Origin of the sequence: Crenobacter intestini, from assembly GCF_004919095.1 — a bacterium.
GTDB classification, from domain to species: Bacteria; Pseudomonadota; Gammaproteobacteria; order Burkholderiales; family Chromobacteriaceae; genus Craterilacuibacter; species Craterilacuibacter intestini.
On the sequence record NZ_STGJ01000003.1, the window covers coordinates 70,133 to 97,125 of the forward strand.

Consider the following 26,993-nt stretch of genomic DNA (forward strand, 5'->3'; position numbering starts at 1 on the left):
GCCCACCACCTCTACACCCGCCAGCTAAAGGCGGGTATCGAACTGGGTAGCCTACTGGACGCCATCAGTCCCCGAATCGGCAAGGCCAGACCCAACAGCCGCAGGAAGTTCGACAAGCGCACGGAAGCGAACACCGAGCTAAACAAGATCATCAAGCGCCGTCTGGAACGTCTGACCGACAAGCTACGCCGTGGCAGCGAAGACCACAGCGAAGCACCAGTGCAGAAAACTGCACCTTTTTCTGACACCCCAACCACCCGCAAAGCCAAGCCCAGCAAGGAAAGCGGCCTCCAGAAAGGCCAATCCTTAACTTATATGGGTTACAGATACTCCATTCAAGAGCCTGAAACAGTCCAAGCAACAGGATCAGGTCAGGCGACCAGAGACAGGGGATGGATAGACAGCAACAGAGCACCACCAAGAACCCGAAGTCCTAGAGGATTTGGGAGACCCTGTATCCACTGGTTAGAAATTTTTTCCAGATCCCATGAAGTGTCCATACGGGATCAGCGCAGAACGGGTATCCGAAGACCAGACAGGCCAAGACCCAAGCCAGACAAGGGAAAGCTGCGGAAGTGCAGGATGAACCACCAGAGCAAAGTCCACCATAAATCAGGAAATTCTAATGGAGTCAGACCTAGAGATAGACCTAGATTGGACAGCGGATTTAGAAGGTCTTGGAGGCTTAGAAGGCCTCCTAGAGACAGACCTAGAGCCTCCGGCAGCAGCACCCACCAGAGCCACGCCAGAGGCCACCAGAAGTCCCAGCAGTCACACCAGCGAGAAGATCAGTATCAGGATCAACAAAGCGTTGCTAGCACGCATCAGAGAGCAGGCGGCAGTGCTTGGAAGACCTTACCAACGCCACATCAGTTACCTTCTGACTGCGGCCGTGCATGATCTTGATCGAAGCACGGGCAGCAAACGGTCTTAATAGATGTAGGGCTGTTAGAGTCCTTTCATTTCTTTGTCAGCCGTAGAATTCAGCATATTACAGCGTTTCCTAGAATGTTCCATTGTGGTTTGTTGGTGGTGAGTAATTGCAATTAATGTTCTAGTTGCCATTGTCATTGTTTGCAAATAGTATTCTAACGACTTTGTTCAAGGAAACGCTGATGAAAAAATCTCTTGTTCTTGTTTTGGTGGCATCCCTGCTTTCTGGTTGTATGTCTATTGGTGCAAATTCAATAAGAGAGCAGAGTAATTTTGTTTCAATGAAATCTGGCCAGACCAATATTCAAGATATTTACAGAAAATTTGGTCAGCCTCATGATGTTGTTAAGGTAAGCGATAAAACAGGTTGGCGATATATTCAGGCTAAAACATCCCCTGAACCAGCGACATTTGTCTTAGGGGTGCTTATTTGGCCGTTGGCTTTGGCGGTTCAAACAAATTATGAGATAACTCAAACTGAATTTTTGTTTGACGCCTCTAATGTTCTGGTTGATGTTAATACTAGGCGTGGAGAGAAAACAATGGGAATAATCGGAGCTTCTAAGGCTACTAGTAAAGAGTTTCGGGAAGACCCTGCCAAGAGGGTGAATGATGAAATGGCAAGAATTGGGGCTTCTTTTGATCAAAAGCAGGCGGATATGGCTTTGAATTATCTGTCGCTGTGATTTGTTTTTAAGTGGTTAAAGTAATGCGCCTCGAATGCCTACAGCTTTATGAATAAACAGTAATAGCCGATAGGTCGATTGTTGCAATTTTATGAAGTTGGTTAGGAATTTCGAGGTGCATGCTCCCCAAAAATTATCTCAAGGTGAGCGGCGGGCTGTATTCAAGGTGCCCTGCTTCATAGGCATATGTTAGAGCGGCGTTCTTCCTTCCCTGTTACCCATCCCACAAGCCGACACCTACGGCGCGTCTGCGGCATTTGCTGGCCGCTATAGACGTGACGCCTCTGTGTATTAGCACTCCCTAACATTTAACAGTCGCCGTGACTGCGGTAAGCTGACCTTTTGCCGCACCTGACTGTTCCAAAGTGTTGTTCCATTCTGGATGTTAGGTAGTGGTCTATTTTTTAGCGCGTGGTCTGAAAGGCTTGCTGGACAAGGGTTCCGCTGCTGGGTGGGGTCTGACGAGACTGGAATAAAGATTTTACCGGCTAATCTTTGTCAGCCCAAATCCCGGTGGTACGCTGCCGTTTTGTCATGCGAATGAAGGGCAAATGATGAAGGCCAGATTGAAGTGGGTCGACGGGGTGTGCTTTGTCGGCGAGACCGGCAGCGGCCACGCGGTGGTGATGGACGGCGCGCCGGAAGGCGGCGGGCGCAACCTGGGGCCGCGGCCGATGGAATTGTTGCTGGTCGGCACCGCCGGCTGCACCAGCTACGACGTGCTGACCATCCTGAATAAGGCGCGCCAGGACGTGCGCGACTGCTGGGTCGAGATCGACGCCGAACGCGCCGACGCCGAACCCAAGGTGTTCACCCGCATCCACTTCCACTTCGTGGTGACCGGCCGCGCGCTGAAGGCCGACGCCGTCGAGCGGGCGATCCGCCTGTCGGCCGACAAGTACTGCTCGGCGTCGATCATGCTGGGCAAGACGGCCGACATCACGCACGACTTTGAGTTGCGCGAGGACTGAGCCGGGCTTTGCCGGCAGCGGCGGCAAATCTTGCCGCCACTGCCGTGCTGGTAATTGTAAAGCTTTGACTATTACAAGGTTTCGCCATCTTTCATTTACTGGCATGATTCCTGCTTTGGTGCCGTGGTCAAACGGAGGCAGGCATGCTCGACAAGATAGGCAAACACTTCGATTTCCAGCAGCACGCGCTGAACCTGCGCGCGTACCGCACCGAAGTGCTGGCGGGTAACCTCGCCAACGCCGATACCCCGTACTACAAGGCGGTCGACTTCGACTTCGGGCAGGCGCTGCAAGGCGCCGCCGACGCGCAGCGCACGATGGCGCTCGCGCGTACCGACGGCTCGCACCTGGCCGGCAGCCATGCCGACGCCGGCGGTGCTGACCTCAAGTACCGCACCGCCGTGCAGCCCAGCCTCGACGGCAACACCGTCGACATGGACGTCGAGCGCGCCGCGTTCACCGAGAACGCGCTGCGCTACCAGAGCACCCTCACTTTCCTGAGCCGCCGCATCTCGGGGCTGTCCGACGCGATCAAGGGAGGCCAGTAAGCATGTCGCTTGCCAACGTATTTACCATTGCAGGTTCGTCGCTGACCGCGCAGTCGCAGCGCCTCAACCTCGTCGCGAGCAATATCTCCAACGCCGAGAGCGCGACCAGTTCGACCGGCGAGCCCTACCGCGCGCGCCATGTGGTGTTCTCGGCGACGCCGGTGACCGCCGCAGACCCGCAGGTCGCCGGCGTGCGCGTCACGCAGATCGTCGAGGACACCTCGCCGTTCCGCCTGAAGTACGACCCGTCGCACCCGCTCGCCGACGACAAGGGCTATATCCGACTGCCCAACGTCAACCCGGTCGAGGAAATGGCCGACATGATCTCGGCGGCGCGCTCGTACCAGACCAGCGTCGAAGTGATGAACACTGCCAAGACCCTGATGCAGAAGACGCTGCAGCTGGGCCAGTAACCGGAAGAAACCCATGACCACCGTCAACTCCGACATCATCGCGGACCTGAACAAGGTCTCCAACGCACGCGCCGGCAGCCAGAACGACAACTCGGCCGCGGGCATCCAGGACCGCTTCCTGACGCTCCTGATGGCGCAGCTGAAGGCGCAGGACCCGATGAACCCGATGGACAACGCGCAGATCACCAGCCAGATGGCGCAGATCAGCACCGTCACCGGCATGGAGAACATGAACCAGACCATGAACATGCTGCTGCAGTCGCAGTTCGCCAACCAGTCGATGATGGCGGCGACGCTGATCGGCAAGCAGGTGATGACCGACGGCAACGGCCTCACCCTGGGCGAAGGCGGCAAGGGGGCCGGCGCGGTCGAGCTGGCCGGCCCGGCAGACCAGGTCAAGGTCACGGTCACCGACAAGGACGGCAACGTGGTGCGCGAATTGTCGATCGACAAGCCCAAGCTCGGCATCAACCACTTCGAGTGGGACGGCAAGGACGGCAACGGCGAGGCGCTGCCGGAAGGCGAGTACAGCTTCAAGGTCGAGGCGAGCAACGCCGGCGTCGCGGTCAAGTCGAACCCGCTGGCCTTCCAGCAGGTGAACGGCGTGACCTGGGAGCAGGGCGTGCCGATGCTGATGCTCGCCAACGGCAAGACCTCGTCGCTCGCCGACATCGTGCAGATCGTCTGAAGAGCCAGAAGAACAAGCGGAGAGTAGACAATGAGTTTCCAGCAAGGCCTGAGCGGACTGGGTGCCGCGTCCAAGCAGCTTGACGTGATCGGCAACAACGTTGCCAACGCCAGTACCATCGGCTTCAAGCGCTCGCGCGCCGAGTTCGCCGACCTGTACGCCGCGAGCATGTACGGCGTCGCCGCCACCGCCACCGGCATCGGCGCGCGTACGGTCAACGTCAGCCAGCAGTTCAACCAGGGCAACATCAACAGCACCGGCAACCCGTTCGACCTGGCAATCTCCGGCCAGGGCTTCTTCCGCATGGAGGGGGGGGATGGCCAGGCGATGTATACCCGCAACGGCGAGTTCCAGCTCGACCGCGACGGCTACTTCGTCAACGCTGGCCACTACCTGACCGGCTACGGCGTCAACGACCGCGGCGAAGTGATTGTCGGGCCGCCGCAGAGGCTGCGTGTCGACACCTCGAACATCGGCGCCAAGGCGACGACCGAGATGATCCTGGGCTCTAACCTCGACGCGCGCGCCGAGCCGCCGTATTCCGTGTTCAAGCCGACCGGCTCGCTCGCGGTTGGCCAGTCCAACTTGTCGTCGACCGCGCCGACCTCGGCGGTGACTTCGCAACCCATCCAGGTGTTCGACGCGGCGGGCAAGGCGCAGTCGCTGCAGTTGACGTATACGCCGACCGCCACGCCTGGGCAGTGGACGGTGTCGGGGACGGTCGGAGGCACCGCGGTGACGCTGACGCCAGCGACGCTGACCTTTGACGCGGCGGGCAAGCTCACCGCGCCGGCAGGCGGACAACTGGCGCTGGCCAGCACGGCGCCGGCCGTCAACGCGACGGTCAGCCTGAATGGCCTGACCAGCACCAGCCAGCCGACCTCGCTGGCCGCGATGACGCAGGACGGTTCGCCGACGACCGGCAAGCCGTTCCCGGTCGGCATCGCCGGCACGCCGGACCCGGATACCTACAACTACACCAACACGGTGACCGCGTACGACAGCCTCGGCGTCAGCCACCAGGTGTCGTACTACTACGTGAAGCAGGAAGGCGCGCCGAATACCTGGAAGGTCTTCTCGCGGGTCGACGGCGGCGCCCCCGAGGCGATGAACCCCGACCTGGTGTTCGACACCTCGGGCAAGGTGCAGTCGCCGATGCAGCCGTACACGCTCAACCATCTGCTCGACAACGGCGCGGCCAACCTGTCGATCTCTATCGACTTGTCCGGCTTCACGCAGAACGCCGGCCCGTACGCGAACGCCGAGCAACGCGTCGATGGTTGGGCCGACGGTGTGCTCTCCAGCGTCAGCACCTCGAAGGAGGGCTACGTCGAGGCGCGCTACTCGAACGGCCAGACCAAGATCATCGGCCAGGTGGTGCTCGCCAACTTCGCCAACGCGCAGGGTCTGCAGCCGATCGGCGACAACCGCTGGGCCGAGACCTACGCGTCGGGCGGCCCCAAGCTCAATGCGCCGGGCAGCAGCAACGTCGGCCTGATTCAGGGCGCCGCGCTCGAGGAGTCGAACGTCGACATGACCACCGAACTCGTCAACATGATCACCGCGCAGCGCTTCTACCAGGCCAACGCGCAGACCATCAAGACGCAGGATACGGTCCTGCAGACGCTGATCAACATCCGCTAAGGTAGCCCATGGACCGCATGCTGTACGTGGCGATGAACGGCGCCAAACATGTCGAACTGCAACAGTCGACGACGGCGCACAACCTAGCCAACGTCCACACCAACGGCTACAAGGCCGATCAGGTCGCGTTCCGTGCGCTGCCGGTGGTCGGCGACGGCTCGCCGACCCGCGTCTACCAGGTCGACCATACCGTCGGCCACGACCTCGCGCAGGGTAGCCTGCAGCAGACCGGCAACGAGCGCGACTTCGCGCTCTCCGGCGAAGGTTTCTTCGCGGTCACCGCGCCGGACGGCGCCGAGGCGTACACCCGCGACGGCGGCTTCGTGCTCGACGAGGCGGGCGTGATGCGCACGCGCTCGGGGCTGACGATCGTCGGCGACGGCGGGCCGATCGCGGTGCCGGAGAACAGCCGCGTGCTGATCGGCCGCGACGGCACGGTCAGCGCGGTGCCGGTTGACGGAGGCGACCGCCAGGCGCAGGTGGTCGGGCAGATCAAGCTGGTCAAACCGGGTGCGCGCGCGGTGTACAAGGGCGAGGACGGCCTGTTCCGCCTGTCCGCCGGCGGCGTCGCGCCGCAGGACGATACCGTCAAGGTGGTGTCGGGTGCGCTCGAGGCGTCCAACGTGAATGCGGTCGAGTCGCTGGTGCAGATGATCAGCCACGCCCGCCATTACGACCTGACCGTCAAGCTGATGCAGACGGCCGACCAGAACGCGCAGCGCGCGACCCAGCTGTTGTCGATGGGCTGAGAAAGATAAGGAACCCGCACCATGATGCGCTCGCTGTATATCGCCAAGACCGGCATGGACGCCAGCCAGTTCCGGCTGGACGTCACCTCGAACAACCTGGCCAACGTCAACACCAAGGGCTTCAAGCGCTCCAACGCGATCTTCGAGGACCTCTACTACCAGACGCTCAGGCAGCCGGGCAGCCAGATCGCCGGCGGTGGCACCTTGCCGACCGGCCTGCAGGTCGGCACCGGCGCCGCGGCAGTCGCCTCGGCGCGCATCCACACCCAGGGCAACCTGGTGCGCACCGAGCAGACTTTCGACCTGGCGGTGGTCGGTGACGGCTTCTTCCGCGTGGCGCTGGCCGACGGCACCATCGCCTACACCCGCAACGGCGAGTTCAAGCGCAATCAGGACGGCCAGATCGTCAACAGCGCGGGCTACCTGCTCGACCCGGCGGTGACCATCCCGTCGGACGCGACGCAGGTGAGCGTGTCCGCGTCGGGGGTCGTCCAGTACTTCCTCAAGGGCAACCCCGACCCGGTGGTCGCCGGTAATATCCAGACTGCAAGCTTTGTCAACCCGCAGGGGCTGGAGAGTCTGGGCGAGAACCTGTATCTTCCGACAGCCGCCTCCGGTGCGGCGATCGAGGGCGACCCGGGTGTCGAAGGCCGTGGCACCATCAGCCAGGGCTACCTCGAAGACTCCAACGTCAACGTGACCGAGGAACTCATCAACATGATCCAGGCGCAGCGCGCGTTCGAGATGAACTCCAAGGCGATCAAGACCGCCGACGAGATGCTCCAGCGCGTCGCGCAATTGTAAGGCGGCCGTTTAACGGCCGCGCGGGAATCCAGGCCGTGTCCAGAATTTTCTTGTTGTTGCCGCTGTTGCTCGCCGCGTGCGCGAGCCAGCAGCCTTCCATTGTCGCGCAGCCGGTGTCGGCGCGTCCGCAGCCGGTGCCGCAGGCCTTGCCTGCCACCGGCTCGATCTTCCAGAACGCGAACTACCGGCCGATGTTCGAGGACCGGGTGCCGGTGCGCGTCGGCGACATTCTGACCGTGCAGATCGAGGAGAAGACGCAGGCGTCCCTGTCCGAAGAGAGCAAGGGCAGCCGCAACGCCAGCATCACCGGCGGCATCGACGCCGGCATCAACCTGCCGTTCTTCCCCGGCTACATCGAAAACAAGCTCGGCGGCGCGGCATTCAACGGTTCGGGTGAAGCCAGCCGCAACGGCAAGGGCAGCAATACCAACACCAGTTCTTTCAACAGCTCGATCACGGTCACCGTGATCGATGCGTTGCCCAACGGCAACCTAATGGTCAGCGGCGAGAAGCAGATGCGCATCAACGAGGAGCTGCAGATCGTGCGCCTGTCAGGCGTGGTCAACCCGCGCGACATCAAGGCCGGCAACTTCGTCTCGTCGACCCGCGTCGCCGACGCGCGCCTCGAGCAGGTCAACGAGGGCAGCAACCGCCTCTATAACCAGACAGGCTGGCTCGGCCGCTTCTTCCTGTCGATCCTGCCGTTCTGAGGGGCGAATCATGATCCAACGAATCCTCCTGCTGGCGTTCTCGCTGGCGCTGGCGCTGCCGGTTTCGGCAGCGCGCCTGAAAGACCTGGCGAGCATCGGCGGCGTGCGCGACAACCAGCTGATCGGTTACGGCCTGGTGGTCGGCCTGGACGGTAGCGGCGACAAGGGCACGTCGACGCCTTACACCACGCAGTCGCTGGGCAATATGCTCAACCAGCTCGGCGTGCAGATCCCGCAGGGGCTCAAGCTCGACCCGAAAAACGTCGCCGCGGTCAGCCTGACCGCGACACTGCCGCCGTTCGCGCGCGCCGGGCAGAAGATCGACGTCACCGCGTCGTCGATCGGCGACGCCAAGAGCCTGCGCGGCGGCACGCTGCTGATGTCGCCGTTGAAGGGCGCGGACGGGCAGATCTACGCGATCGCGCAGGGCAGCCTGATCGTCGGCGGCGCCGGCGCGCAGGCTGGCGGCAGTAGCGCCAAGGTCAACCATCTGTCGGTCGGGCGCGTCCCGGCCGGCGCGACGGTCGAGCGCGAGGTGCCGACCCAGCTGTCCGGCCCGACCATCGCCGTCGAGCTGCTTGATGCCGACTTCGGCACCGCGAGCAATGCGGTCGACGCGATCAACCGCGCGCTGGGGCCGGTCGCGCGCGCGATCGACGCGCGCCTGATCGAGGTGAGCGCGCCGCAGGACAGCAACGCGCGGGTGCGGTTCGTGTCGCGGCTGGAAAATATTGCCGTCACGGCGGCAAAAGCGTCCCCCCTCGTCATCGTCAACGCGCGCACCGGCTCGATCGTGATGAACCAGGCGGTGACCCTGGAGCCGTGCGCGGTCGCCCACGGCAACCTGTCGGTCACCGTCAGCAACACGCCCGAGGTCAGCCAGCCTAATGCGCTCGCCGGCGGGCAGACCGTGGTGACCAACCAGGCGAATATCGACATCAAGGCGCAGGGCGGCAAGGTGATCGAAGTGCCGCGCGGCACCGACCTTGCCAAGGTCGTCGCGGCGCTCAACGCGCTGGGCGCCGGCCCGCAGGACCTGATCGCGATCCTGCAGGCGATGAAGGCCGCCGGCGCGCTCAAGGCCGAGCTCGAAATCATCTGAGCGGCCGCACCGTTTGCGGGCGGGGGCAACCCCGCCCTTTTGTTTTGGTTGCAGGCACTCTTTTTGCTTGGTGTCGGTGACCAACCGGAGTACGCATGTCCATTTCCGCCAGTTTCAACCCAGCCGAGCTGTCGCGGCAGCTCGCGCTTGACCCGTCCGCGGCCAGCCGCCTGTCCGACATCGCCCGCAAGAGCCCGGAGGCGGGCGTGCGCGAGGTGGCGAGCCAGTTCGAGTCGATGCTGATGGAGACGCTGGTGCGCGCGATGCGGGTGACCACCGAAGAGGACGGCGAGGAAGACAGCTCGAGCATGCAGACCTGGCGCGGCATGCTCGACCAGCAGATGGTGCAGGCGATGGTCGCCTCGGGCGGCATCGGCCTGGGCGACATGCTCGCGCGCGAGATCGGCCAGTTGCAGCAGCTCGACATCGCGCCGCGCGACGTGCAGCGCCTGGCCAAGCCCGCCGGCGGCGTGCCGCAGCTGGACGAGACCTTCACGCGCGCCGCGCTGACGGCGCGTACCCGCAAGTCGCCGGAGGGCGTCGAAGGGGCTGCCGCGGCTGGTGCGCAGGCGGCGCAGGGCTACGGAGACGGGGCGCGCGACTTCGTCGAGGCGGTGTTGCCGCACGCACGCCGCGCGGCCGAGAAACTCGGCGTCGACCCGATGCTGATCGTCAGCCATGCCGCGCTCGAATCCGGCTGGGGCAAGCGGGTGATCCGCCACGCCGACGGCCGCGACAGCTACAACCTGTTCGGCATCAAAGCGACCGGAAACTGGCAGGGCGACGCGGTGGCGACGCTGACCACCGAGTTTGTCGGCGGTAGCGCGCGCAAGCAGGTCGAGCCGTTCCGCGCCTACCCGAGCCTTGCGGCCGCTTTCGACGACTACGCCGCGCTGATTGCCGGCAGCCCGCGCTACCGCGCGGCGCTGGGCAGCGGCAACGACATGGGTGCGTACGCGCGCGCGCTGAAGGACGGCGGCTACGCGACGGATCCGGCGTACGCCGGCAAGCTGGTTGCGGTCGCCCGCAACGCGGGGGTTTGAGCGTGCCCGCTAAAGTAATGCAGCCCTTGCGCCGATAAGGGAATATCAAGGAGACACGATGAGCAGCATTTTCAGTATCGGCCTCTCCGGCCTTAACTCGGCGAAGGCGGCGCTGTCGACGACCAGCCACAATATCGGCCACGTCAACACGCCGGGCTATCACCGCCAGCGGGTCAGCCAGGCCGCAGCCTTCCCGAGCTTCGAGGGTTACGGCTACCTGGGCCGCGGCGTCGAGCTGACCGCGGTCAACCGCGTCTACAACCGCTACCTCGAGCGCCAGCTCGCCAACGCGACCACGCAGGACGCGAATTACGCGACCCAGCTTAATACGCTGGCGCAACTGGACGACCTGCTGGGCGACCCGGCGACCAGCCTGTCGACCAGCATCTCGGGCATGTTCAAGTCGCTGCAGGGCATCAACGCGAGCCCGGAGTCGATCCCGGCGCGCCAGGCGGCGATCAACGGCATGCAGGCATTTGCCGGTAACGTACAACTGCTGAACACCCGTCTGGAAGAGCTCAGGCAGGGCACCAATACGCAGATCCGCGCGACGGTGTCGCAGGTCAACGCGATCGCCAGCCAGATCGCCGACATCAACGTGCAGATCCAGTCGCTGTCGCAGGCCGACGCGATGCCGAACGACCTCTTGGACCAGCGCGACCAACTGGTGCTCGACCTCAACAAGCTGGTCAAGGCCGACGTGACGGTGCAGTCCGACGGCCGCTACACGATTTCCATCGGCAGCGGGCAGGCGCTGGTCGCCTCGGGCGAGCATTTTCCGCTCGAGGTGGTGGAGAACGCGGTCGACCCGCAGAAGCTCGAAATCGCATACGCCGGCAGCAACGGTACGGTCCGCATCCCGGACAGACTGTTCGACGGCGGCTCGCTGTCCGGGCTGATCAACAGCAAGGCCGAGGCGATCAACCGCGCGCAGGCCGACCTTGGCCGGCTGGTGATCGAGGTCGCCGACCAGATGAACCGCCAGTCTTCGCTCGGGCGCGACCTCTACAACGAGCAGGGCGGCCCGCTGTTCAAGGACCTTAACGGCTTCCGGCCGTTGGCGGTCGGCGAAGTGAACCCGGCGACCGGCCAGGTCGAGACGCTGGAGTCGCAGATGAAGGCGTACCGCGACGCTGCGGCCAACTTCTCGGTGGTGGTGTCCGACCCGTCGCGCCTGGCGGTTGGCAGCTCGCTGAAGGCCGGCTCGCTCGACGCCACGCAGCCGGTGCAGCCGGTCATCACGTCGATCTGGCAAACCGCACCCGGCAATCACGAGGACTACGCGCCGACCGGCAAGGCGCCCGACTTGCCTGCGGGCGGGTTCGAGGTCCGCTACGACGCTGCGAGCAGCAGCTTTGTGGTGGCCAAGCCGGCGACCGGCTACGAGATCGTCCCCAACGGGCAGGCGGCCGGCGGCTTCATCCTGCGCGCGACCGATCCGGCCAACAAGCTCACGATCGAGTTCAAGGCCGAGGGGATGGGCAAGGACGACAAGACGTTCACCATCGGCAACAAAGCGTCCGGCCTAGACACGGCCGAGGGCAAGGCCGATTTCCAGCCGGCCGACAACGCCAACATGCTCGAGATGATCAAGATCCAGACCAAGGACACCATGTCGAGCACGCCGAACGGCACCACCAACTTCACGCCGCCTGGCTCGGCGATCAAAACGACCAACTTCGAGGGCTTCTTCGGGCAACTGGTCAGCTTTGTCGGCAGCAAGACCAACGAGGTCAAGGTCGCCGCCGAGGCGCAGGTCACCACCCTGAAGGAGACCTATCTCGCGCGCGAATCGTTCTCCGGCGTCAACCTCGATGAGGAGGCGGCCAACCTGATCCGTTACCAGCAGGCTTACCAGGCGTCGAGCAAGGTGATCCAGATCGCGCAGCAGATCTTCTCCGACCTCCTGCAGATGCGCTGATAGAAAGGCCAAACCATGCGTATCAGTTCGAATACCCAGTACATCGCGTCGACCTACAGCATCCAGAGCAACCAGTACCGGCTCTCCAGGCTCAACGAGCAACTCTCGTCCTTGCAAAGGATCAACCGTCCGTCGGACGACCCGGTGGCCTCCGCACAGTTGATCAACCTGCAGCAGTCGATTTCGCGCAACGACCAGATGGTGGCGAACAGCAAGACCATCGAGTCGAGCCTCGCCTTGTCGGAGGAATATCTGTTCCGGGCCGGCGAGATCATCCAGAACATCCAGTCGCTCGCCGTGCAGGCGGGCAACGCTTCGCTCAAGGACGAGGACAGGGCGTATATCCGCACCCAGCTCCAGGAGCAGACCAAGGCGCTGGTCGGCCTCGCCAACAGCACGGACGGGCAGGGCAAGTACGTGTTCGGCGGCACCCGCTCGCAGACGCCGCCGTTCAGCCTCGAGCTCGAACCCGAGATGAAGGTCGAGTATCACGGCGACTGGGGGCGGCAGGAGATCCAGGCGTCCAGTACCCGCGACATCGCGGTGACCGAGCCGGGCGGGCTGGTGTTTGGCGGCGGCTCCGCCGTGGCCGACCCGAACAAGCCGGACGCGTTCAGCGACGGCAACCAGTTGTGGCAGTCGCTGGCACGGCTGGACAAGATCCTGGCCGACGGGCCGAACGGGATGGCCAAGGCAGGCGGGCCGGAAGGCTCGGAAGTGAAAGATGCGGCAGGCGACACCGTGCTTGGCGCCGACGGCAAACCGATGACGTTCAAGGACGGCCTGCCCAGGCTGGATGCGTCAGGCGCGCCCTTGCTCGAACCCGTGCTGGATAACGCGGGCGACCCCGTGTTGGGGCCGGACGGCGTCACGCCCTTGATGCAGGCGCAGACCACCGATTTGCCGCCGACCTACGACGAGTCGCTGGCCGCTTCGATCGAAGGGCTCAAGGGCGGGCACGAGCAATTGCTGCGCTCGCATACTGCGGTCGGTGCGCGCCGCGCCGAGGTCGAGCAACTCGCCAAGACCGGCGAGGGTCTGGACGTGCAGTATAAGGCGACCGTCGGCCAGTTGCAGGACCTTGACTACGCGCAGGCGGTCAGCGACCTCAACATGGCCTTGCTGGCGATGGACACCACGCAGAAGACCTACAAGCTGGTGTCCGAACTCAACCTGTTCCGTTACCTGTAACGGGCACGGCGTTCAGGCGCTGACCGGCCCGATCACGATTCCCGCACGCAGCCCCGGCTTGACGCCGGGGTTGGGGAACAGGATGCGCTCGTCGCCGTCTGCCGCGACATAGCGGGTCTCCCCGTCCTCGGCGATCACGCTGCCGGCGGCAAGCCGCGTGAAGTTCTCGACGTCGGCGGCAAGATGCAGGCGGAACGCCTCGCTCTGCTTGATCAGGTCGTACTTGGCAGCAAAGCAGGGAGGGATCTCGCACTCGCGCGCGTCCTCTCCCGCGACCAGGCGCCTCAATTGCGCGTCGATCGCGGCAAAGCGCGCAAGGTCGTTCTGGCCGAACGCGCGCGCCTTGCCCAGTTCCAGCGTGTACGACTCGGCGGCGTGATGGTGGCTGGTGTGGTAGCTGAAGGTCGCCGCGGGCGCGCTGTGCAGCAGCACGGCCTCGATGCCGGCGCCGGCGAGCGTGGCCAGGCGCTGGCGCGCCGGGCGTTCGCCACCCAAGTAGGGCACGATCGCGAAGCGCTCGTACACCGAGCCGCGGATCGCGGTGTGCAGGTCGTAGTGCAGCCGCGGGCCGCGCGCGGTATCGAAAAATTCCCCGACCACCGCCTCCAGTTCGGCCGCGCGCGCCGCTTCGCGCGCATCAGCCTGTGACGCGTGCCGGCCGCAGAACAGCCGGTTCATGTCGTAGTCGAGGTAGCGCTCGCCGCTTTGCAGCGCGTCCGGGTGGCCGAGCACGGCGAGCAGGCGCACGCCAAGCGGCAGCCGCCCGGCGAGCACGTCGTCGACGATGGCGGCGAGGATTTCGACCGGCGCGGTCTCGTTGCCGTGCACGCCGGCCGACACGACGAAGGCAGGCGTGGCGGCGTGCGCGCCGCGCGGGGAGAGTTCCAGCACGCCGCGCGCAAGTTCGTGGCAGAGGGGGCCGCCGCGCTGGCTGACGGCGAGGGGCGCGGCCGACAGGGCGGCAGCGAGAAAACCGGACGCGGACACATCAATCCTTTCAGTGGGGTGCGGCGCAGTGCGCCGATGATACCCCGCGTCCCTGTCATGATCTTGCCATAATGCGCCCCGGCCTTGCGCCGGGGCGACCCGCCGCACAGGTCTAGCCCACCCAGGAAGGCGGGCGCTTCTCGATAAAGGCGGCCAGCCCCTCGCGACCTTCGCTGGACGTGCGTACGCGGGCGGCCTCGCTGGCGGCCAGCGCGAGCGCGGCGGGCGAGGTGCCCAGACCCGACAGGCTTTGCAGCAGCGCCTTGGCCGCGGCCATCGCCTGCGGGCCGTTGGCGAGCAGGTTGCCCGCCTGCTGGCGGATCACCGCGTCCAGTTCTTCTTCCTCGACCACCATGTGCAACAGCCCCAGCCGCTTGGCCTTGCCGGCGTTGAAGCGCTCGGCGCTGACGAAGTAGCGACGGCTGGCGCGTGCGCCCAGGCTCCTGATCACGAAAGGCGCGACCGCAGCCGGCACCGCGCCCAGCCTCACGTCCGGGAAGCTGAACAGCGCGCCGGACACGCCGCAGGCGATGTCGCAGCAGGCGATCAGCGCGGCGCCGATGCCGAACGCCGAGCCCTGCACGCGGGCGATGGTCGGTTTGGGCAGGGTGTCGAGCGTATGCAGCATGCGGCCGATGCGCACCGCCTGCGCTTCGACGCGTTCGGCGTCCATGTCGGCCATCGCCTGCAGCCACGCCATGTCGTGGCCGGTCGAGAAATTGATGCCGTTGCCGGTCAGCACGACGACGCGGACCTCCGGGTTTGCGCCGGCGGCCTCGAGGGCGCGGGTCAGTTCGTCGACCATCACGTCGTCGAAGGCGTTGTGCAGGTCGGGGCGGTTCAGGCTGAGCGACAGCACGCCCTCGGCTTGTTTCATCTGGATGCGGTCCATGGCGGGTGTCCTCATGGTTGGAGCAGGAATCGTTGGGCGGCGCCGGCGAGTGCGTCCGGTGCCTCTAGGTGCAGCGCGTGCGCACAGCCGTCCAGCAGCAAGAGCCGTGCCCCGGCGATGCCGTGCGCGAGCAGTTCGGCCTGGTGGCGCGGGGTCAGCCGGTCTTCGCTGCCGACCACCACCAGTGTCGGGCAACGGATCTCGTCCAGCCAGCTGCGCGCGTCGTGTTCGAGCACGCCGCGGCTGAGCCTTTGCGCCGCCGGCCAGTCGACCGCCTCGGCGAACTGCCTGAGCGTCGGCAGCAGATGGGCCTGCGCGGCCAGGAAGCGGCTGGAGAAGAGCCAAGGCAGGCCGCTGTCAAAGCGCAGCGCGAAGCCGCCGGCCTTGTCGCTGTCGACCCAGTTGCGCGCGATCAGCGCGTTGACCGGGTCCGACCACGCCAGCGTCGCCGCCAGCAGCAGGCGGTCGACGCGTTCGGGGTGGTGGCGGGCGAAGTGGAGGGCGACCATGCCGCCGTAGGAGAGCCCCAGCACATGCGCGAGTCCGACCTTTAGTTGTGCGAGCAGTGCCGCCGCGTCGGACGCCTGGCGCGCGAGCGGGTAGAACGCCTCGTCCGGCTTGTCGCTCAAGCCCTGCCCGCAGAAGTCGACGCGGATCACGTCGAAGCTCTTTTCCAGTACGGGCATCAGCCAGGTCCACGCGGACGTGTTCATGGTGATGCCGTTCATCAGCATGAGGGCCGGTGCGTCCGGCTGCCCGCTGCGTTCGTAAAACAGGCGGCGGTGGTCGACTTCCAGGTAGGGCATGCGCTTCGCTCCTGTCGCGGGCTTTGATTCAAGTTTACTTCCACCGATGCCAACGTGATGCCGGATGGGCATTATTTTTGTTGTGCGATGCGCAATAATGGTGCGTGTTGGATGCCTTAAACGTCAGGATGGTGCGTGCTGTCGCGCAAGAAAACCGTTATATGTCTGACAATCCGGCAGGAAAATGCCGATTCTTTGACAATACGCGCTTTATGAAAAATAGATTTCGGTGTGTAATCTGCTGTTGCAATGAACAATCTTTGATCGTTGTCAAATTTATTAAACATGGAATAAGCTTGGTCAATGCCAGCGAGATGCCGCGTATGGCCGATCCGGCTTGCCGGGAAGGGGCCGGCAGTGCGGCAGGAGAATTCGCTGGAATGATGTTTGCTTAAACAGATGACGTAGCCGTTTGACGCAACCCCGCCGTGCGGCCAATGCCGCACGCAGAACAAGCAGAGGGAACAGCCATCATGAAGGATGCCGTCGCAAGCGCCCAAGGAGCGGCCAAGGAGGCCGGCCAGCAGGCGTACCTGAAGATTGCCGGAGTCGTGAAGAAGTTCGGCGACCATACCGCGGTCGACCATGTCGACCTCGAGATCCACCAGCACGAGATCTTCGCCCTGTTGGGCAGTTCGGGCTGCGGCAAGTCGACCTTGCTCAGGATGCTGGCCGGCATGGAGACGCCGACCGCTGGCAAGATCCTGCTCGACGGCCAGGACATCACCCGCCTTGCACCGTACAACCGGCCGATCAACATGATGTTCCAGAGCTACGCGCTGTTCCCGCACATGAGCGTCGAGCAGAACATCGCCTTCGGCCTCAAGCAGGACGGCCTGCCCAAGGACGAGATCTCGGCGCGGGTGTCCGAGATGCTGGAACTGGTGCAGATGAAGAAGTACGCGACGCGCAAGCCCTACCAGCTCTCCGGCGGCCAGCAGCAGCGCGTCGCGCTGGCACGCTCGCTCGCCAAGCGCCCCAAGCTGCTGCTGCTCGACGAGCCCTTGGGTGCGCTTGACAAGAAGCTCAGGCAACAGACGCAGCTCGAGCTTGTCAACACGCTGGAGAAAGTCGGCGTGACCTGCATCATGGTGACCCACGACCAGGAAGAGGCGATGACGATGGCCACGCGCATCGGCATCATGAGCGAGGGCCAGCTGTTGCAGGTCGGCACCCCCTCGCAGATCTACGACTACCCGAACTGCCGCTTCACCGCCGAATTCATCGGCGAGACCAACCTGTTCGGCGGCGCGGTCGCCGTCGACGAGGCGGACCGCGTCGAGATCGAGGCGCCGGAACTGGGCGGGCGCATCCGCATCGGCCACGGCATCACCGGGCCCAAGGGCATGGAAGTGTGGGCGAGCGTGCGCCCGGAAGACATCCGCGTCGACATCCGTCCGGTCGAGCCGGGCCCCAACCGCGCGCGCGGCAAGGTGCGCGAGATCGCGTATCTGGGCAGCTACTCGGTCTACCACGTACAGCTTGCCAGCGGTAAGGTGGTCAAGGCGATGGTGCCGGCCAACCGCTGGTACGAGGCGGGCGAGGCCGAACCGACTTGGAACGACGAGGTCTGGGTCAGCTGGCGTGATGACATGCCGGTCGTGCTGACCGCGTAAGGAGATGGTCATGAGCCTCTTGCGTAAACTGGCCCCGGGCCGGGGCAGCGTGATCGCCGTCCCCTACCTGTGGCTGACGCTGTTCTTCCTGGTGCCGTTCCTGATCGTGCTCAAGATCAGCTTCGCCGAGCAGGACATCGCGATTCCGCCGTTCACCGCGCTGGCCGAGTACGCCGACGGTTACCTTAACTTCAAGCTGAACCTGTCGAACTTCCTGTACATCTTTACCGACGAGTTTTACTTCGACACCTATTTGTCGTCGCTGAAGGTCGCGCTCATCACCACCATCGGCTGCCTGCTGCTGGGCTACCCGATCGCGTACGCGATCGCGCGCACCGACCCTGCGCGCCGCAATATCCTGCTGATGCTGGTGATGCTGCCCTTCTGGACGTCGTTCCTGCTCAGGGTGTACGCGTGGATGGGCATCCTCAACGAGACCGGCCTGATCAACAGCTTCCTGTTGTCCATCGGGCTGATCGACGAGCCCTTGCACCTGTTTCACACCGACTTCTCGCTGTACATCGTGATGCTGTACGCCTACCTGCCGTTCATGATCCTGCCGCTGTATTCCAACCTGGTGAAGCTCGACCTGCGCCTGTTGGAAGCCGCGGCCGACCTGGGGGCCCGCCCGATGAAGGCGTTCTTTTCGATCACGCTGCCGCTGTCTAAAAACGGCATCATCGCAGGCTCGATGCTGGTGTTCATCCCGGCAGTCGGCGAATTCGTGATCCCGGAACTCGTCGGCAGCTCGGAGACGCTGATGATCGGCAAGGTATTGTGGAACGAATTCTTCGATAACAACAACTGGCCGATGGCCTCGGCGGTGGCAGTGGTGATGGTACTGATCCTGATTGTGCCGACCGCGCTGTTCCACCGTTTTGAAACCCGCGAACTGGAGGGCAAGGACCATGCATAACGGCGGCAAACTCTCGCCCTTCCTGAAGGGCGCGCTGGTGGTGGGCTTCCTGTTCCTGTACGTGCCCATCCTCAGCCTGATCGTCTATTCGTTCAACGCGTCCAAGCTGGTGACGGTGTGGGGCGGCTTCTCGCTACGCTGGTACGCGTCGCTGTTCGAGAACGAGCAGATCCTGTCGGCCGTGTGGCTGTCGATCCGCATCGCGTTCGCGGCGGCTGCGGCGGCCGTGGTACTGGGGACGGTCGCAGGTCTGGTGATGGCGCGCTTCAAGCGTTTCCCGGGCAGCACGCTGTTTGCAGGGATGATCACCGCGCCGATGGTGATGCCCGAGGTGATCACCGGCCTCTCGATGCTGCTCTTGTTCATCTCGCTGCAGCAGCTGATCGGCGTGCCGACCGAGCGCGGCTTCTTCACGATCTGGGTCGGCCACACCACCTTGTGCATGGCTTACGTCGCGGTGGTGGTGCGCTCGCGGTTGGTGGAAATGGACAAGAACCTGGAAGACGCGGCGATGGACCTGGGTGCCAGGCCCCTGAAGATCTTCTTTGTGATCACGCTGCCCCTGATCGCGCCGGCGATCGCGTCGGGCTTCCTGTTGTCGGTGACGCTGTCGCTGGACGACCTGGTGACCACCGCCTTCCTGTCCGGCCCCGGCTCGACCACCCTGCCGCAGGTGATCTTCTCCAAGGTGCGCCTGGGCCTGAACCCGGAGATCAACGCGCTGGCAACGATCACCGTGCTGGTGGTCGGCACCTTCGTCGTGCTCGCCAACTACTTCATGCTCAACGCGCAAAGAAAGCGCGACAGGGCAATCGCCGAGGCGATGCGCGCCGATGCGCCCAAATTGCCCGACGTACCGCTCGAAAGCCTGGGCCGCCCGGGGCGCGCGTAAAGCCCAAAGCGCCCGCGCCGTCCAGGCGCGGGTGTTTTTCTGGAGTCCTGCCATGACTGTAATCCCCTGATCTACCCCTTTTTCAACCACCCGAAAGCACTCTTATGCTCGAATTCACCCGCCAGCCGCACGCCCCGTCCTACTACGCCGCGACCGCCGTCCCCTGGGACGACCAGCCGCCGTTGGACGGCGCCGCGAGCGCGGACGTGTGCGTGGTCGGCGGTGGCCTCTCGGGTCTGTCGGCTGCGCTCGAGCTTGCCCGGCAGGGGATGTCGGTGGTCGTGCTGGAGGGTTCGAAAGTCGGCTGGGGCGCGTCCGGGCGCAATGGCGGGCAGGTGATCGCTGGCTACGCCTGCGACATCGACACCCTGGTCGACCAATTAGGGCAGGACACCGCCCGCGTGATGTGGGACATGACCGTCGAGGCGGTCGAGCTGATCGACAGCCGCGTGCGCGAATTCGGCATCGAGTGCGACTGGACGCGCGGCTTCTGCAACGCGGCGGTCAAGCCGCAGGCGATGGGCGAACTGGCCAAGTGGAAGGATACGCTGGAAACCCATTACGGCTACACCGGCACCGAACTGTGGAACAAGGCGACGCTCGAAACCAAACTCTCAAGCGAGCGCTACCAGGGCGGTCTGTTCGACCCGCACTCGGGCCACCTGCACCCGCTCAACTACACGCTGGGCCTCGCCCGCGCCGCGCTCAAGCTTGGCGTGCGCATCTTTGAAGGCACCGCGGTCACCCGCGTCGAGCACGGCGCGCGCCCGCGCGTGTTCACCGGGCACGGTCACGTCGACTGCGACCAGGTGGTGCTCGCGTGCAACAGCTACGTCGGCGGGCTCGCGCCGAAGCTCGACAAGCGCATCATGCCGGCCGGCACCTACGTGATCGCGACCGAGCCCCTGGGCGAGGCGAGGGCGCGCGCGCTGATCGCCAATAATATGGCGGTGTGCGACACCCAGTTCGTGCTCGACTACTACCGCCTGTCCGCCGACCACCGCCTGCTGTTCGGCGGCAAGGTCAGCTACTCGGGCAAGGAGCCGGCCAACCTGGCCGGCGCGATGCGCGAGGACATGCTCAGGGTGTTCCCGCAACTGGCCGACGTGAAGGTCGACTACGCGTGGGGCGGCTTCTGCGACATCACCATGAACCGCGCGCCGGATTTCGGCCGGCTATCAAACAACGTCTACTACCTGCAGGGCTTCTCCGGGCACGGCGTCAACATCACGCAGATCGCCGGCAAGGTCGTCGCCGAGGCGATTGCCGGCAGCGCGTCGCGCTTCGACTTGTTCACCCGCATCCGCCACCGCGACTTCCCGGGCGGGCGCCTGATGCGCACACCGGCCCTGGTGCTGGGCATGGCGTACTACCGGCTGCGCGACTACCTGTAACACGACGGCTGGCAATACTGCCGATCCGTCCTAAACCGTATGCATCGGGCCGGCGACGGCCCTTTGCATTGCGGGGGGACGGATGGCAGCAATCCAGCAGGGCAGCGGCGTTGCCGGCGGCCTGATCGACCCGGCGCCGGCGCCGGTCCTGGCAGGGCCCTGTGGGCTGCGCTACGACTTCAACCTGGGCGCGCGGCTGAGCCTGCCGCCGGGCAACTGGCGGGTACGCCTGTCGGACGTCGCCACCCACAACACCCTGTTTGAGACCGCCATCGAAGGCGGTTTTGTTGCCAGCGGCAAGAAGTACTACGTGCCGTTCCGCGTCGAGGCGTGGCTGGATGGCGAGCCGGTGTTCGACCACACCCTGTCGCTTTCCGGGCGCGAGGTGCTGGTGCAGTGCCCGGTCGGTACGCTGGGCGACGTGCTCGCCTGGTTCCCGTACGCCGACCGTTTCGCGCGCCAGCACGGCTGTCGGCTGTCCTGTTCGATGTCGCCGGCGCTGATTCCGCTGTTTGCCGGGTGCTACCCCGAGATCCGTTTCCTCGCGCCCGGCGAGGTCGACCCGGGCGAGTTTTACGCGACCTACTACCTCGGCCTCTTCTTCGACGACGACGAAAGCGCGTGGCAGCCGGCAGACTTCAGGCTGGTGGGGCTCGCACGTACCGCCGGCTACATCCTCGGCGTCGACCCGGCCGACACCCCCGCCCGCATCGACTGCCCGCCCGGGCGGCCGATCGCCGAGCCCTACGCGTGCATCGCCGTGCAGAGCACCACCCAGTGCAAGTACTGGAACAACCCGCAAGGCTGGCTTGAGGTGGTGCGCGCGCTCAAGGCACGCGGCCTGCGCGTACTGTGCATCGACCAGAAGCCCTGCCACGGCCACGGCCTGACCTGGACGCAACTGCCCAACGGCGCCGAAGACTTCACCGGTGACGTGCCGCTGGCCGAGCGCGCGCGGCAGCTTATGCACGCCGAGCTGTTCGTCGGCCTCTCCAGCGGGCTGTCGTGGCTCGCGTGGTCGGTCGGCACGCCGGTGGTGCTGATCAGCGGCTTCACCCACCCGACCAACGAATTCTTCACCCCGTACCGGGTGTTCAACCCGCACGCCTGCAACAGTTGCTGGAACGACCCGCGCCACCGTTTCGACCACGCGGACTTCTTCTGGTGTCCGCGCCACCAGGGCAGCGAGCGGCAGTTCGAGTGCACGCGCCTGATCACCGCCGCCCAGGTGACCGACACCATCGCCCGCGTGCCAGCGCGTGCGCAGCCTGCCAGGGAAAATGACCGATGAAGTACCACCGCCAACGTCTGCGTTTCGGGCTGCGCCGCTTCGGCCGCGTGCCGGTCTGGTCACGCCTGCTGTGCCTGCTGCTGGGCTTGCCGCTGTCGTGGCCGGCGCTCGCCGGTACCGTCTCCGGCGTGGTCAGCGGCGGGCAGGTGGTGCAAGGTGCGACGCAGGATGTCGTCTCCGGTGGCGTGGCGATCCAGGTCGAGGTCGAGGGTACGCAGAACGTGTTGGCGGGCGGTTCCACCACCTCGACGACGTTGGTTTCCGGCGGCCAGCAGGTGGTGTCGTCCGGCGGCTACGCCAGTGCGACACAGGTGGTGAGCGGCACGCAGGACGTGCTGGCCGGCGGCGTGGCCAGCTCGACCAACGTGGGCGAGGCGGGGGCGCAGCGCGTTGCGGGCGAGGCGACCGGCACCGTCGTCAGCGGCGGCACCCAGGTGGTGCTCAGCGGCGGGGTGGTACGCAGCAATACCATCGACGTGTTCGGTAGCCAGCAGGTCGACGGTGGCGGGGTGGCCATCGACACCACGCTCAATGGCGAGAGCGCGCAATTCCTGTTCTCCGGCAGCGTGGCCAGCAATACCACCCTCAACGCCAGCGACCAGGATATCGGTTCCGGCGCCCGGGCCGTCGGCACCACGGTCAATAGCGGCGGCATCCAGAATGTGCGGGGTCAGGCCAGCGCGGCCGTGGTGAATTCGGGCGGTGTGCAGAACGTGAGCGGCGGCGGCACCGCCACCTCGACGACGGTGAGCCTAAGTAGTCAGCAAGTGGTGTTTTTTGGAGGTGGCGTGGTGCTTACGACGCTTGCCGGCGGCACGCAGAGCATCCTGTCGAGCGGCGTCGCCACCTCGACAAGCCTGACTTCCGGCGGCCAGCAGGTGGTGTCGTCCGGCGGCAGCGCCAGCGCGACCCAGGTGTTGAGCGGCACGCAGAACGTACTGGCCGGCGGCGTGGTCGCCGCGACCAGCGTGGGCGACGCAGGGGTGCAGCGCGTGGCGGGTGAGGCGACGGACACCACCGTCAAGGGCGGAGCGCAAATTGTGTCGGGCGGAGGACGGGCCAGCGGCACGACCTTCAACGGCGGCAGCCAGACTGTGGCGGCCGGCGGCACGGTCATCACCACGCAACTCAACAGCGGGGCCACGCAGACCGTTTCGTCGGGTGGCCTGGCCAGCAACTCGACCCTCAATGGGGGCAGCCAGACGGTGGTGGCTGGCGGCTCGGCCACGATCACCCAGCTCAACAGCGGCGCCACGCAGGCGGTTGCCGGCCAGGTGTCGAACACCACGGTGAACGACGGCAGCCAGACGGTTGGCAGCGGTGGAGTGGCAGGCAACACCTTGCTCAACGGCGGCAGCCAGACCGTCGCCGTGGGCGGTTCCGCCACCGGCACGACGGTGGGGAGCGGGACCGTGCAGAATATTGCCGGCACGGCGACCAGCAACACCGTCAATGGCGGGACGCAGACCGTGTCGGCCGGCGGCCTGGCCAGCGATTCGACCTTCAACGGCGGCAGCCAGACGGTGGTGGCGGGTGGCGCGGCGATCACCACGCAGCTCGATCGCGGTGCCACGCAGGCGGTGGCCGGCCAGGTGTCGCGGACGACGGTGAACGAAGGCAGCCAGACCATCGCCAGCGGCGGCCAGGCGGTCGGCACCGTGCTCAATGGCGGCAGCCAGACGGTGGCCGCCGGTGGTTCCGCCAGCAACACCACGGTGGCGAGCGGAGCCGTACAGAACATCGCCGGCACGGCGACCAGCAGCACCCTCAATGGCGGCTCGCAGACCGTATCGGCCGGCGCCCTGGCCAGCGGCACGAGACTCAACGGCGGTAGCCAGACGGTGGCGGCCGGCGGGTCGGCGATCACCACGCAGCTCTATGGCGGTGCCACGCAGTCGGTTGCCGGCCGGGTGGAAGGCACCACGCTGAACGACGGCAATCAGACGATTGCCAGCGGCGGCCAGGCGAGTAATACCGAGGTGCTCAGCGGCAGCCAGATGGTGGCGGTCGGTGGCTTTGTCACCGATACCACGGTGTGGAGTGGCGGCGCACAGAACATCGCCGGCACGGCGACCCGCAACACCGTCAACGGCGGCTTGCAGAACGTCAGCGCGGGTGGATCGGCCACCTCGACGACGCTGACTTCGGGCGGCCAGCAGGTGGTGTCGTCCGGCGGGGTCGCCAGCGCGACGCAGGTGGTGAACGGCACGCAGAACGTCTCGGCCGGCGGCTCGGCGGCCCAGACCACGGTCGGCGTATCCGGCATCCAGAACGTGCAGGGAATCGTCAGTGCGACCGTCGTCAACGGTGGCGCGCAGATCATGCTCTCTGGCGAGGCATTCGACACCACGGTCAATTCGGGCGGGTCGCAGTCGGTCGGCGGCGGGCAGGTGCTGAACACCACGCTCAACGGCGGCAGCAACCAGACCGTGCTCTCCGGCGGCCAGGCCAACCAGACCATCCTCAACGCGAGTTTCCAGAACATCCTCGCCGGCGGTAGCGCGCTGTTGACCGAAGTGAATAGCGGCAGCAACCAGACGGTGCAGGGCGTGGCCAACGCGACGGTGGTGCAGGCGGGCGGGCAGCAGTTTGTCAGCGCCGGCGGCAGCGCGGTGCTCACCACCGTCAACGGCGGCCTGCAGGACGTGTTCTCGGGCGGCTCGGCGACCAGCACCACGGTTTCTTCGGGCAGCCAGCGCGTGGAGGCGGGCGGGATCGCCACCTCGACCACGGTCAGCAGCGGTGGCGACCAAATCATTTACGGCAGCGCCAGCGCCAACCAGGTCAACGGCGGGCGCCAGTTCGTGTACGCCGGCGGTGTCGCCAGCGGCAACACCTTCACGGGCGGCAGCCAGCAGGTCAACAGCGGTGGGCTGGCCACCGGCAACACGCTGAGTTCGGCCAGCCAGTTTGTCGAGAGCGGCGGCGTCTCGCAGGACACCACCTTGCAGGGCGGCGGCCGCTTGACCGTGTTTGCCGGCGGCCTCGCCAGGGACGTGACGATAGAGACCGACAGCGCGGCGCAGGTAGCAGGCGGCACGCTGGAGAATGCGACGCTTGCCGGCAGCGGCAGCCTGTTGCGTCTCAATAGCGGCACGCTGGCCGGGCAGACCCGCATCACCGGCGACGACAACCAGCTGGCTTTGCTTGGCGGGCAAGCGAGCGGCAGCCTGTCGGTGGCCGGCAGCGGCAACCGGGTCGGCCTCGGCCAGGCCGACCTGTCGGCGTGGGGGCCGCTGACCGACAGTACGGGTGCCAACACGCTGGTGGTGCTCTCCGGCACCAGCGTGCGCGCGCAGACCGGCGCGGGCGTGGCCGGCGCGCTCGACTTGCGGAACTGGTCGGCGATCCGCGTCAACAGCGGCGGCACGCTGGGGTTGGCCGGCAACCTGACGCTCGCCTCCGGCGGCGCGCTCACCGTGTCCGGCACGCTCGCGGTGCCGCAGGCGGCCACCGTCAGCGGCAGCCTTGGCAACGCCGGGGTGCTCGCGCTGTCCGCGCCCCTGACGGTGACCGGCAACTACGCGGGCTCGGGCGGCGTGCTGCAGGACAGTGTATCGGCCGGCAGCAAAACAGCCACCTTGCTGATCGTGGACGGCGAGGGCAGCGGCACCACCCGCGTCGTCTTCGACAACGACGGCACGCCGGGCCAACTTGGCGAGAAGTTCGAGTTCGCCAGGGTCGCCTCGGGCAGTGCCAACTTCGTCGCCGCCAACCCGGTCGGCGCGAACAACCCTTACGACGTGCGCCTGAAGGGCAGCCCCTACGTATGGCAGATGGTGCGCGCGGGCGACGAGTGGCTGCTCGAGTCGCCGGCCGCGCCGGTGACCCCGCCTATCCCCGAGCCACCTACCCCGGCGCCCGAGCCGTCCAAACCGCTCAAGCCCGCACGCCTGTTGCCGGAGATCCCCGCCTACGGCACCTTGCCCGCGGTGTCCGAGCAGATCGTGCGCGGCAACCTGATGTCGCTCGGGCAAAGGCTGGACACGGCGCCGGGTGTGTACCGCGACGTCTGGCTGAAGACCGACGGCTTCCATTTGCAGCAGGACGCGCGCTACGGCTTCTCGTTCGAGGGACACGGCGCTTCGCTGACCGCGGGCGCCGACCAGAACGGCGTGTGGCGGGAGAACGGGCGCTGGCGCGCCGGGGTATTTGCCGCGTGGAACCGCGGCTGGATCGACGTCAACGGCGAGGGCAAGGTGATCCCTTCGCGCGCCTCCTCGGACATCCACCTGGACAGCCTGCAGGCCGGCGTGTACGGCCAGCTCGAGAAGGACGGCTGGTTCGCGCGCGGCATCGCGCTGGGTGGGCGCGAACGGGCCAAGGTTTCGACCGAAGACCGCTACTTCAACACCCTGCACGCGACGATCTGGGCGCTGCACCTGGCGGCGGGCAAGGCATTCGAGCCGCGCGAGGGTTGGCGCGTGCTGCCACAGCTGAACGCGAGCTATACGCGCCTGGGGTGGGACCTGGTCGACGACAGCATCAAGGGCCGCTATCAGGACACCGCGCACTGGTACGGTGGCGCCGGCGTGCGCGTCGAGCACGCGCTCTCCAGCGAGGCGAAGGTGTGGCTGCGCCCCGGGGTAAGCCACCGCTTCGGGAACGATCCGGCGCTGGCGCTTACCGCCCCCGACGTCTACCTGCCGGCCGCGGGGCCGGCGACCACCTGGCAGTTGCAGGCAGGGCTCGCCAAGGACACCCGCTGGGGCGGCTGGTACGGCCTGGTCGGCGGCAGCTGGGGCAGCGGCCAGCAGCAGGCGCGGCTGGAGGCGGGCTGGCGCTGGCTGTGGTGA

Annotated in this window: 23 protein-coding genes; 20 read left to right on the plus strand and 3 right to left on the minus strand. The window is 65.6% G+C overall.

Annotation, left to right across the window (positions count from 1 at the left end):
* Positions 1-1,115: 1,115 nt before the first annotated feature.
* The 13 genes from E5K04_RS04270 to flgL all read left to right on the plus strand — a co-directional run bounded on the left by E5K04_RS04270 (position 1,116) and on the right by flgL (position 13,403).
* Entirely contained in the window at positions 1,116-1,619 is a 504-nt protein-coding gene (locus E5K04_RS04270; RefSeq protein WP_136551669.1) for a hypothetical protein, read from the plus strand.
* A gap of 554 nt (positions 1,620-2,173) precedes the next feature.
* Complete coding sequence (locus E5K04_RS04275) at positions 2,174-2,590, plus strand: OsmC family protein (protein ID WP_136551835.1); 417 nt, start codon at positions 2,174-2,176, stop codon at positions 2,588-2,590.
* A gap of 143 nt (positions 2,591-2,733) precedes the next feature.
* A complete protein-coding gene (gene flgB, locus E5K04_RS04280; RefSeq protein ID WP_136551670.1) occupies positions 2,734-3,138 on the plus strand; it encodes a flagellar basal body rod protein FlgB in 405 nt (134 codons plus the stop codon).
* A 2-nt stretch (positions 3,139-3,140) separates the two neighbouring features.
* A complete protein-coding gene (gene flgC, locus E5K04_RS04285) occupies positions 3,141-3,551 on the plus strand; it encodes a flagellar basal body rod protein FlgC (protein ID WP_136551671.1) in 411 nt (136 codons plus the stop codon).
* Positions 3,552-3,564: 13 nt separating this feature from the next.
* Complete coding sequence (locus E5K04_RS04290; RefSeq protein ID WP_136551672.1) at positions 3,565-4,239, plus strand: flagellar hook assembly protein FlgD; 675 nt, start codon at positions 3,565-3,567, stop codon at positions 4,237-4,239.
* 30 nt (positions 4,240-4,269) lie between these two features.
* Entirely contained in the window at positions 4,270-5,883 is a 1,614-nt protein-coding gene (locus tag E5K04_RS04295) for a flagellar hook protein FlgE (protein WP_136551673.1), read from the plus strand.
* An 8-nt stretch (positions 5,884-5,891) separates the two neighbouring features.
* Positions 5,892-6,632 (plus strand): flagellar basal-body rod protein FlgF, encoded by a 741-nt coding sequence (gene flgF, locus E5K04_RS04300; protein ID WP_136551674.1) that lies wholly within the window; start codon positions 5,892-5,894, stop codon positions 6,630-6,632.
* Between the two features lie 21 nt (positions 6,633-6,653).
* Positions 6,654-7,436: a flagellar basal-body rod protein FlgG gene (flgG, locus tag E5K04_RS04305; RefSeq protein ID WP_136551675.1), complete on the plus strand. Its 783-nt coding sequence runs from the start codon at positions 6,654-6,656 to the stop codon at positions 7,434-7,436.
* Positions 7,437-7,471: 35 nt separating this feature from the next.
* Positions 7,472-8,146 carry a flagellar basal body L-ring protein FlgH gene (locus E5K04_RS04310; RefSeq protein WP_235844264.1) on the plus strand — a complete coding sequence of 225 codons (675 nt, stop codon included), beginning with the start codon at positions 7,472-7,474 and terminating at the stop codon, positions 8,144-8,146.
* A 10-nt stretch (positions 8,147-8,156) separates the two neighbouring features.
* The gene (locus E5K04_RS04315) at positions 8,157-9,248 is read left to right on the plus strand and encodes a flagellar basal body P-ring protein FlgI (protein ID WP_205700290.1); all 1,092 of its coding nucleotides are present in this window, start codon (positions 8,157-8,159) and stop codon (positions 9,246-9,248) included.
* A 95-nt stretch (positions 9,249-9,343) separates the two neighbouring features.
* On the plus strand, positions 9,344-10,291 hold the full coding sequence (gene flgJ / locus E5K04_RS04320; RefSeq protein ID WP_136551677.1) for a flagellar assembly peptidoglycan hydrolase FlgJ: 948 nt from the start codon (positions 9,344-9,346) through the stop codon (positions 10,289-10,291).
* Between the two features lie 58 nt (positions 10,292-10,349).
* Complete coding sequence (flgK, locus tag E5K04_RS04325; protein WP_136551678.1) at positions 10,350-12,212, plus strand: flagellar hook-associated protein FlgK; 1,863 nt, start codon at positions 10,350-10,352, stop codon at positions 12,210-12,212.
* A gap of 15 nt (positions 12,213-12,227) precedes the next feature.
* Positions 12,228-13,403: a flagellar hook-associated protein FlgL gene (gene flgL, locus E5K04_RS04330; protein ID WP_136551679.1), complete on the plus strand. Its 1,176-nt coding sequence runs from the start codon at positions 12,228-12,230 to the stop codon at positions 13,401-13,403.
* Positions 13,404-13,415: 12 nt separating this feature from the next.
* Here flgL and astE read toward each other — a convergent pair whose 3' ends face one another.
* From astE to E5K04_RS04345, 3 genes are all read right to left on the minus strand, one after another.
* Positions 13,416-14,390, minus strand: coding sequence for a succinylglutamate desuccinylase (gene astE, locus E5K04_RS04335; RefSeq protein WP_235844266.1), 975 nt, complete (start codon positions 14,388-14,390; stop codon positions 13,416-13,418).
* 112 nt (positions 14,391-14,502) lie between these two features.
* Positions 14,503-15,282, minus strand: a complete 780-nt coding sequence (locus E5K04_RS04340) for an enoyl-CoA hydratase-related protein (protein WP_136551680.1) — start codon at positions 15,280-15,282, stop codon at positions 14,503-14,505.
* Between the two features lie 11 nt (positions 15,283-15,293).
* Positions 15,294-16,088 carry an alpha/beta fold hydrolase gene (locus tag E5K04_RS04345; protein ID WP_136551681.1) on the minus strand — a complete coding sequence of 265 codons (795 nt, stop codon included), beginning with the start codon at positions 16,086-16,088 and terminating at the stop codon, positions 15,294-15,296.
* Positions 16,089-16,249: 161 nt separating this feature from the next.
* Here E5K04_RS04345 and E5K04_RS04350 point away from each other — a divergent pair, with 161 nt between their 5' ends.
* From E5K04_RS04350 to E5K04_RS04380, 7 genes are all read left to right on the plus strand, one after another.
* On the plus strand, positions 16,250-16,483 hold the full coding sequence (locus E5K04_RS04350) for a hypothetical protein (protein ID WP_136551682.1): 234 nt from the start codon (positions 16,250-16,252) through the stop codon (positions 16,481-16,483).
* A gap of 78 nt (positions 16,484-16,561) precedes the next feature.
* Entirely contained in the window at positions 16,562-17,704 is a 1,143-nt protein-coding gene (locus E5K04_RS04355) for an ABC transporter ATP-binding protein (protein WP_136551683.1), read from the plus strand.
* Positions 17,705-17,708: 4 nt separating this feature from the next.
* A complete protein-coding gene (locus E5K04_RS04360) occupies positions 17,709-18,620 on the plus strand; it encodes an ABC transporter permease subunit (RefSeq protein ID WP_136551684.1) in 912 nt (303 codons plus the stop codon).
* A complete protein-coding gene (locus E5K04_RS04365) occupies positions 18,613-19,512 on the plus strand; it encodes an ABC transporter permease subunit (RefSeq protein ID WP_136551685.1) in 900 nt (299 codons plus the stop codon). Before E5K04_RS04360 ends, E5K04_RS04365 begins: the two co-directional genes overlap by 8 nt.
* A gap of 104 nt (positions 19,513-19,616) precedes the next feature.
* A complete protein-coding gene (locus tag E5K04_RS04370) occupies positions 19,617-20,906 on the plus strand; it encodes an NAD(P)/FAD-dependent oxidoreductase (RefSeq protein ID WP_136551686.1) in 1,290 nt (429 codons plus the stop codon).
* Positions 20,907-20,988: 82 nt separating this feature from the next.
* Positions 20,989-22,197 (plus strand): autotransporter strand-loop-strand O-heptosyltransferase, encoded by a 1,209-nt coding sequence (locus E5K04_RS04375; RefSeq protein ID WP_136551687.1) that lies wholly within the window; start codon positions 20,989-20,991, stop codon positions 22,195-22,197.
* Positions 22,194-26,993 carry an AIDA repeat-containing protein gene (locus tag E5K04_RS04380; RefSeq protein WP_136551688.1) on the plus strand — a complete coding sequence of 1,600 codons (4,800 nt, stop codon included), beginning with the start codon at positions 22,194-22,196 and terminating at the stop codon, positions 26,991-26,993. Before E5K04_RS04375 ends, E5K04_RS04380 begins: the two co-directional genes overlap by 4 nt.

Bases quoted from the DNA above. Each gene is read 5' to 3' on its own strand.
- E5K04_RS04270 (WP_136551669.1), top strand. From the start codon at position 1,116: ATGAAAAAATCTCTTGTTCTTGTTTTGGTGGCATCCCTGCTTTCTGGT.
- E5K04_RS04275 (WP_136551835.1), top strand. From the start codon at position 2,174: ATGAAGGCCAGATTGAAGTGGGTCGACGGGGTGTGCTTTGTCGGCGAG.
- flgB (WP_136551670.1), top strand. From the start codon at position 2,734: ATGCTCGACAAGATAGGCAAACACTTCGATTTCCAGCAGCACGCGCTG.
- flgC (WP_136551671.1), top strand. From the start codon at position 3,141: ATGTCGCTTGCCAACGTATTTACCATTGCAGGTTCGTCGCTGACCGCG.
- E5K04_RS04290 (WP_136551672.1), top strand. From the start codon at position 3,565: ATGACCACCGTCAACTCCGACATCATCGCGGACCTGAACAAGGTCTCC.
- E5K04_RS04295 (WP_136551673.1), top strand. From the start codon at position 4,270: ATGAGTTTCCAGCAAGGCCTGAGCGGACTGGGTGCCGCGTCCAAGCAG.
- flgF (WP_136551674.1), top strand. From the start codon at position 5,892: ATGGACCGCATGCTGTACGTGGCGATGAACGGCGCCAAACATGTCGAA.
- flgG (WP_136551675.1), top strand. From the start codon at position 6,654: ATGATGCGCTCGCTGTATATCGCCAAGACCGGCATGGACGCCAGCCAG.
- E5K04_RS04315 (WP_205700290.1), top strand. From the start codon at position 8,157: ATGATCCAACGAATCCTCCTGCTGGCGTTCTCGCTGGCGCTGGCGCTG.
- flgJ (WP_136551677.1), top strand. From the start codon at position 9,344: ATGTCCATTTCCGCCAGTTTCAACCCAGCCGAGCTGTCGCGGCAGCTC.
- flgK (WP_136551678.1), top strand. From the start codon at position 10,350: ATGAGCAGCATTTTCAGTATCGGCCTCTCCGGCCTTAACTCGGCGAAG.
- flgL (WP_136551679.1), top strand. From the start codon at position 12,228: ATGCGTATCAGTTCGAATACCCAGTACATCGCGTCGACCTACAGCATC.
- E5K04_RS04340 (WP_136551680.1), bottom strand. From the start codon at position 15,282: ATGGACCGCATCCAGATGAAACAAGCCGAGGGCGTGCTGTCGCTCAGC.
- E5K04_RS04345 (WP_136551681.1), bottom strand. From the start codon at position 16,088: ATGCCCTACCTGGAAGTCGACCACCGCCGCCTGTTTTACGAACGCAGC.
- E5K04_RS04350 (WP_136551682.1), top strand. From the start codon at position 16,250: ATGTCTGACAATCCGGCAGGAAAATGCCGATTCTTTGACAATACGCGC.
- E5K04_RS04355 (WP_136551683.1), top strand. From the start codon at position 16,562: ATGAAGGATGCCGTCGCAAGCGCCCAAGGAGCGGCCAAGGAGGCCGGC.
- E5K04_RS04360 (WP_136551684.1), top strand. From the start codon at position 17,709: ATGGTCATGAGCCTCTTGCGTAAACTGGCCCCGGGCCGGGGCAGCGTG.
- E5K04_RS04365 (WP_136551685.1), top strand. From the start codon at position 18,613: ATGCATAACGGCGGCAAACTCTCGCCCTTCCTGAAGGGCGCGCTGGTG.
- E5K04_RS04370 (WP_136551686.1), top strand. From the start codon at position 19,617: ATGCTCGAATTCACCCGCCAGCCGCACGCCCCGTCCTACTACGCCGCG.
- E5K04_RS04375 (WP_136551687.1), top strand. From the start codon at position 20,989: ATGGCAGCAATCCAGCAGGGCAGCGGCGTTGCCGGCGGCCTGATCGAC.
- E5K04_RS04380 (WP_136551688.1), top strand. From the start codon at position 22,194: ATGAAGTACCACCGCCAACGTCTGCGTTTCGGGCTGCGCCGCTTCGGC.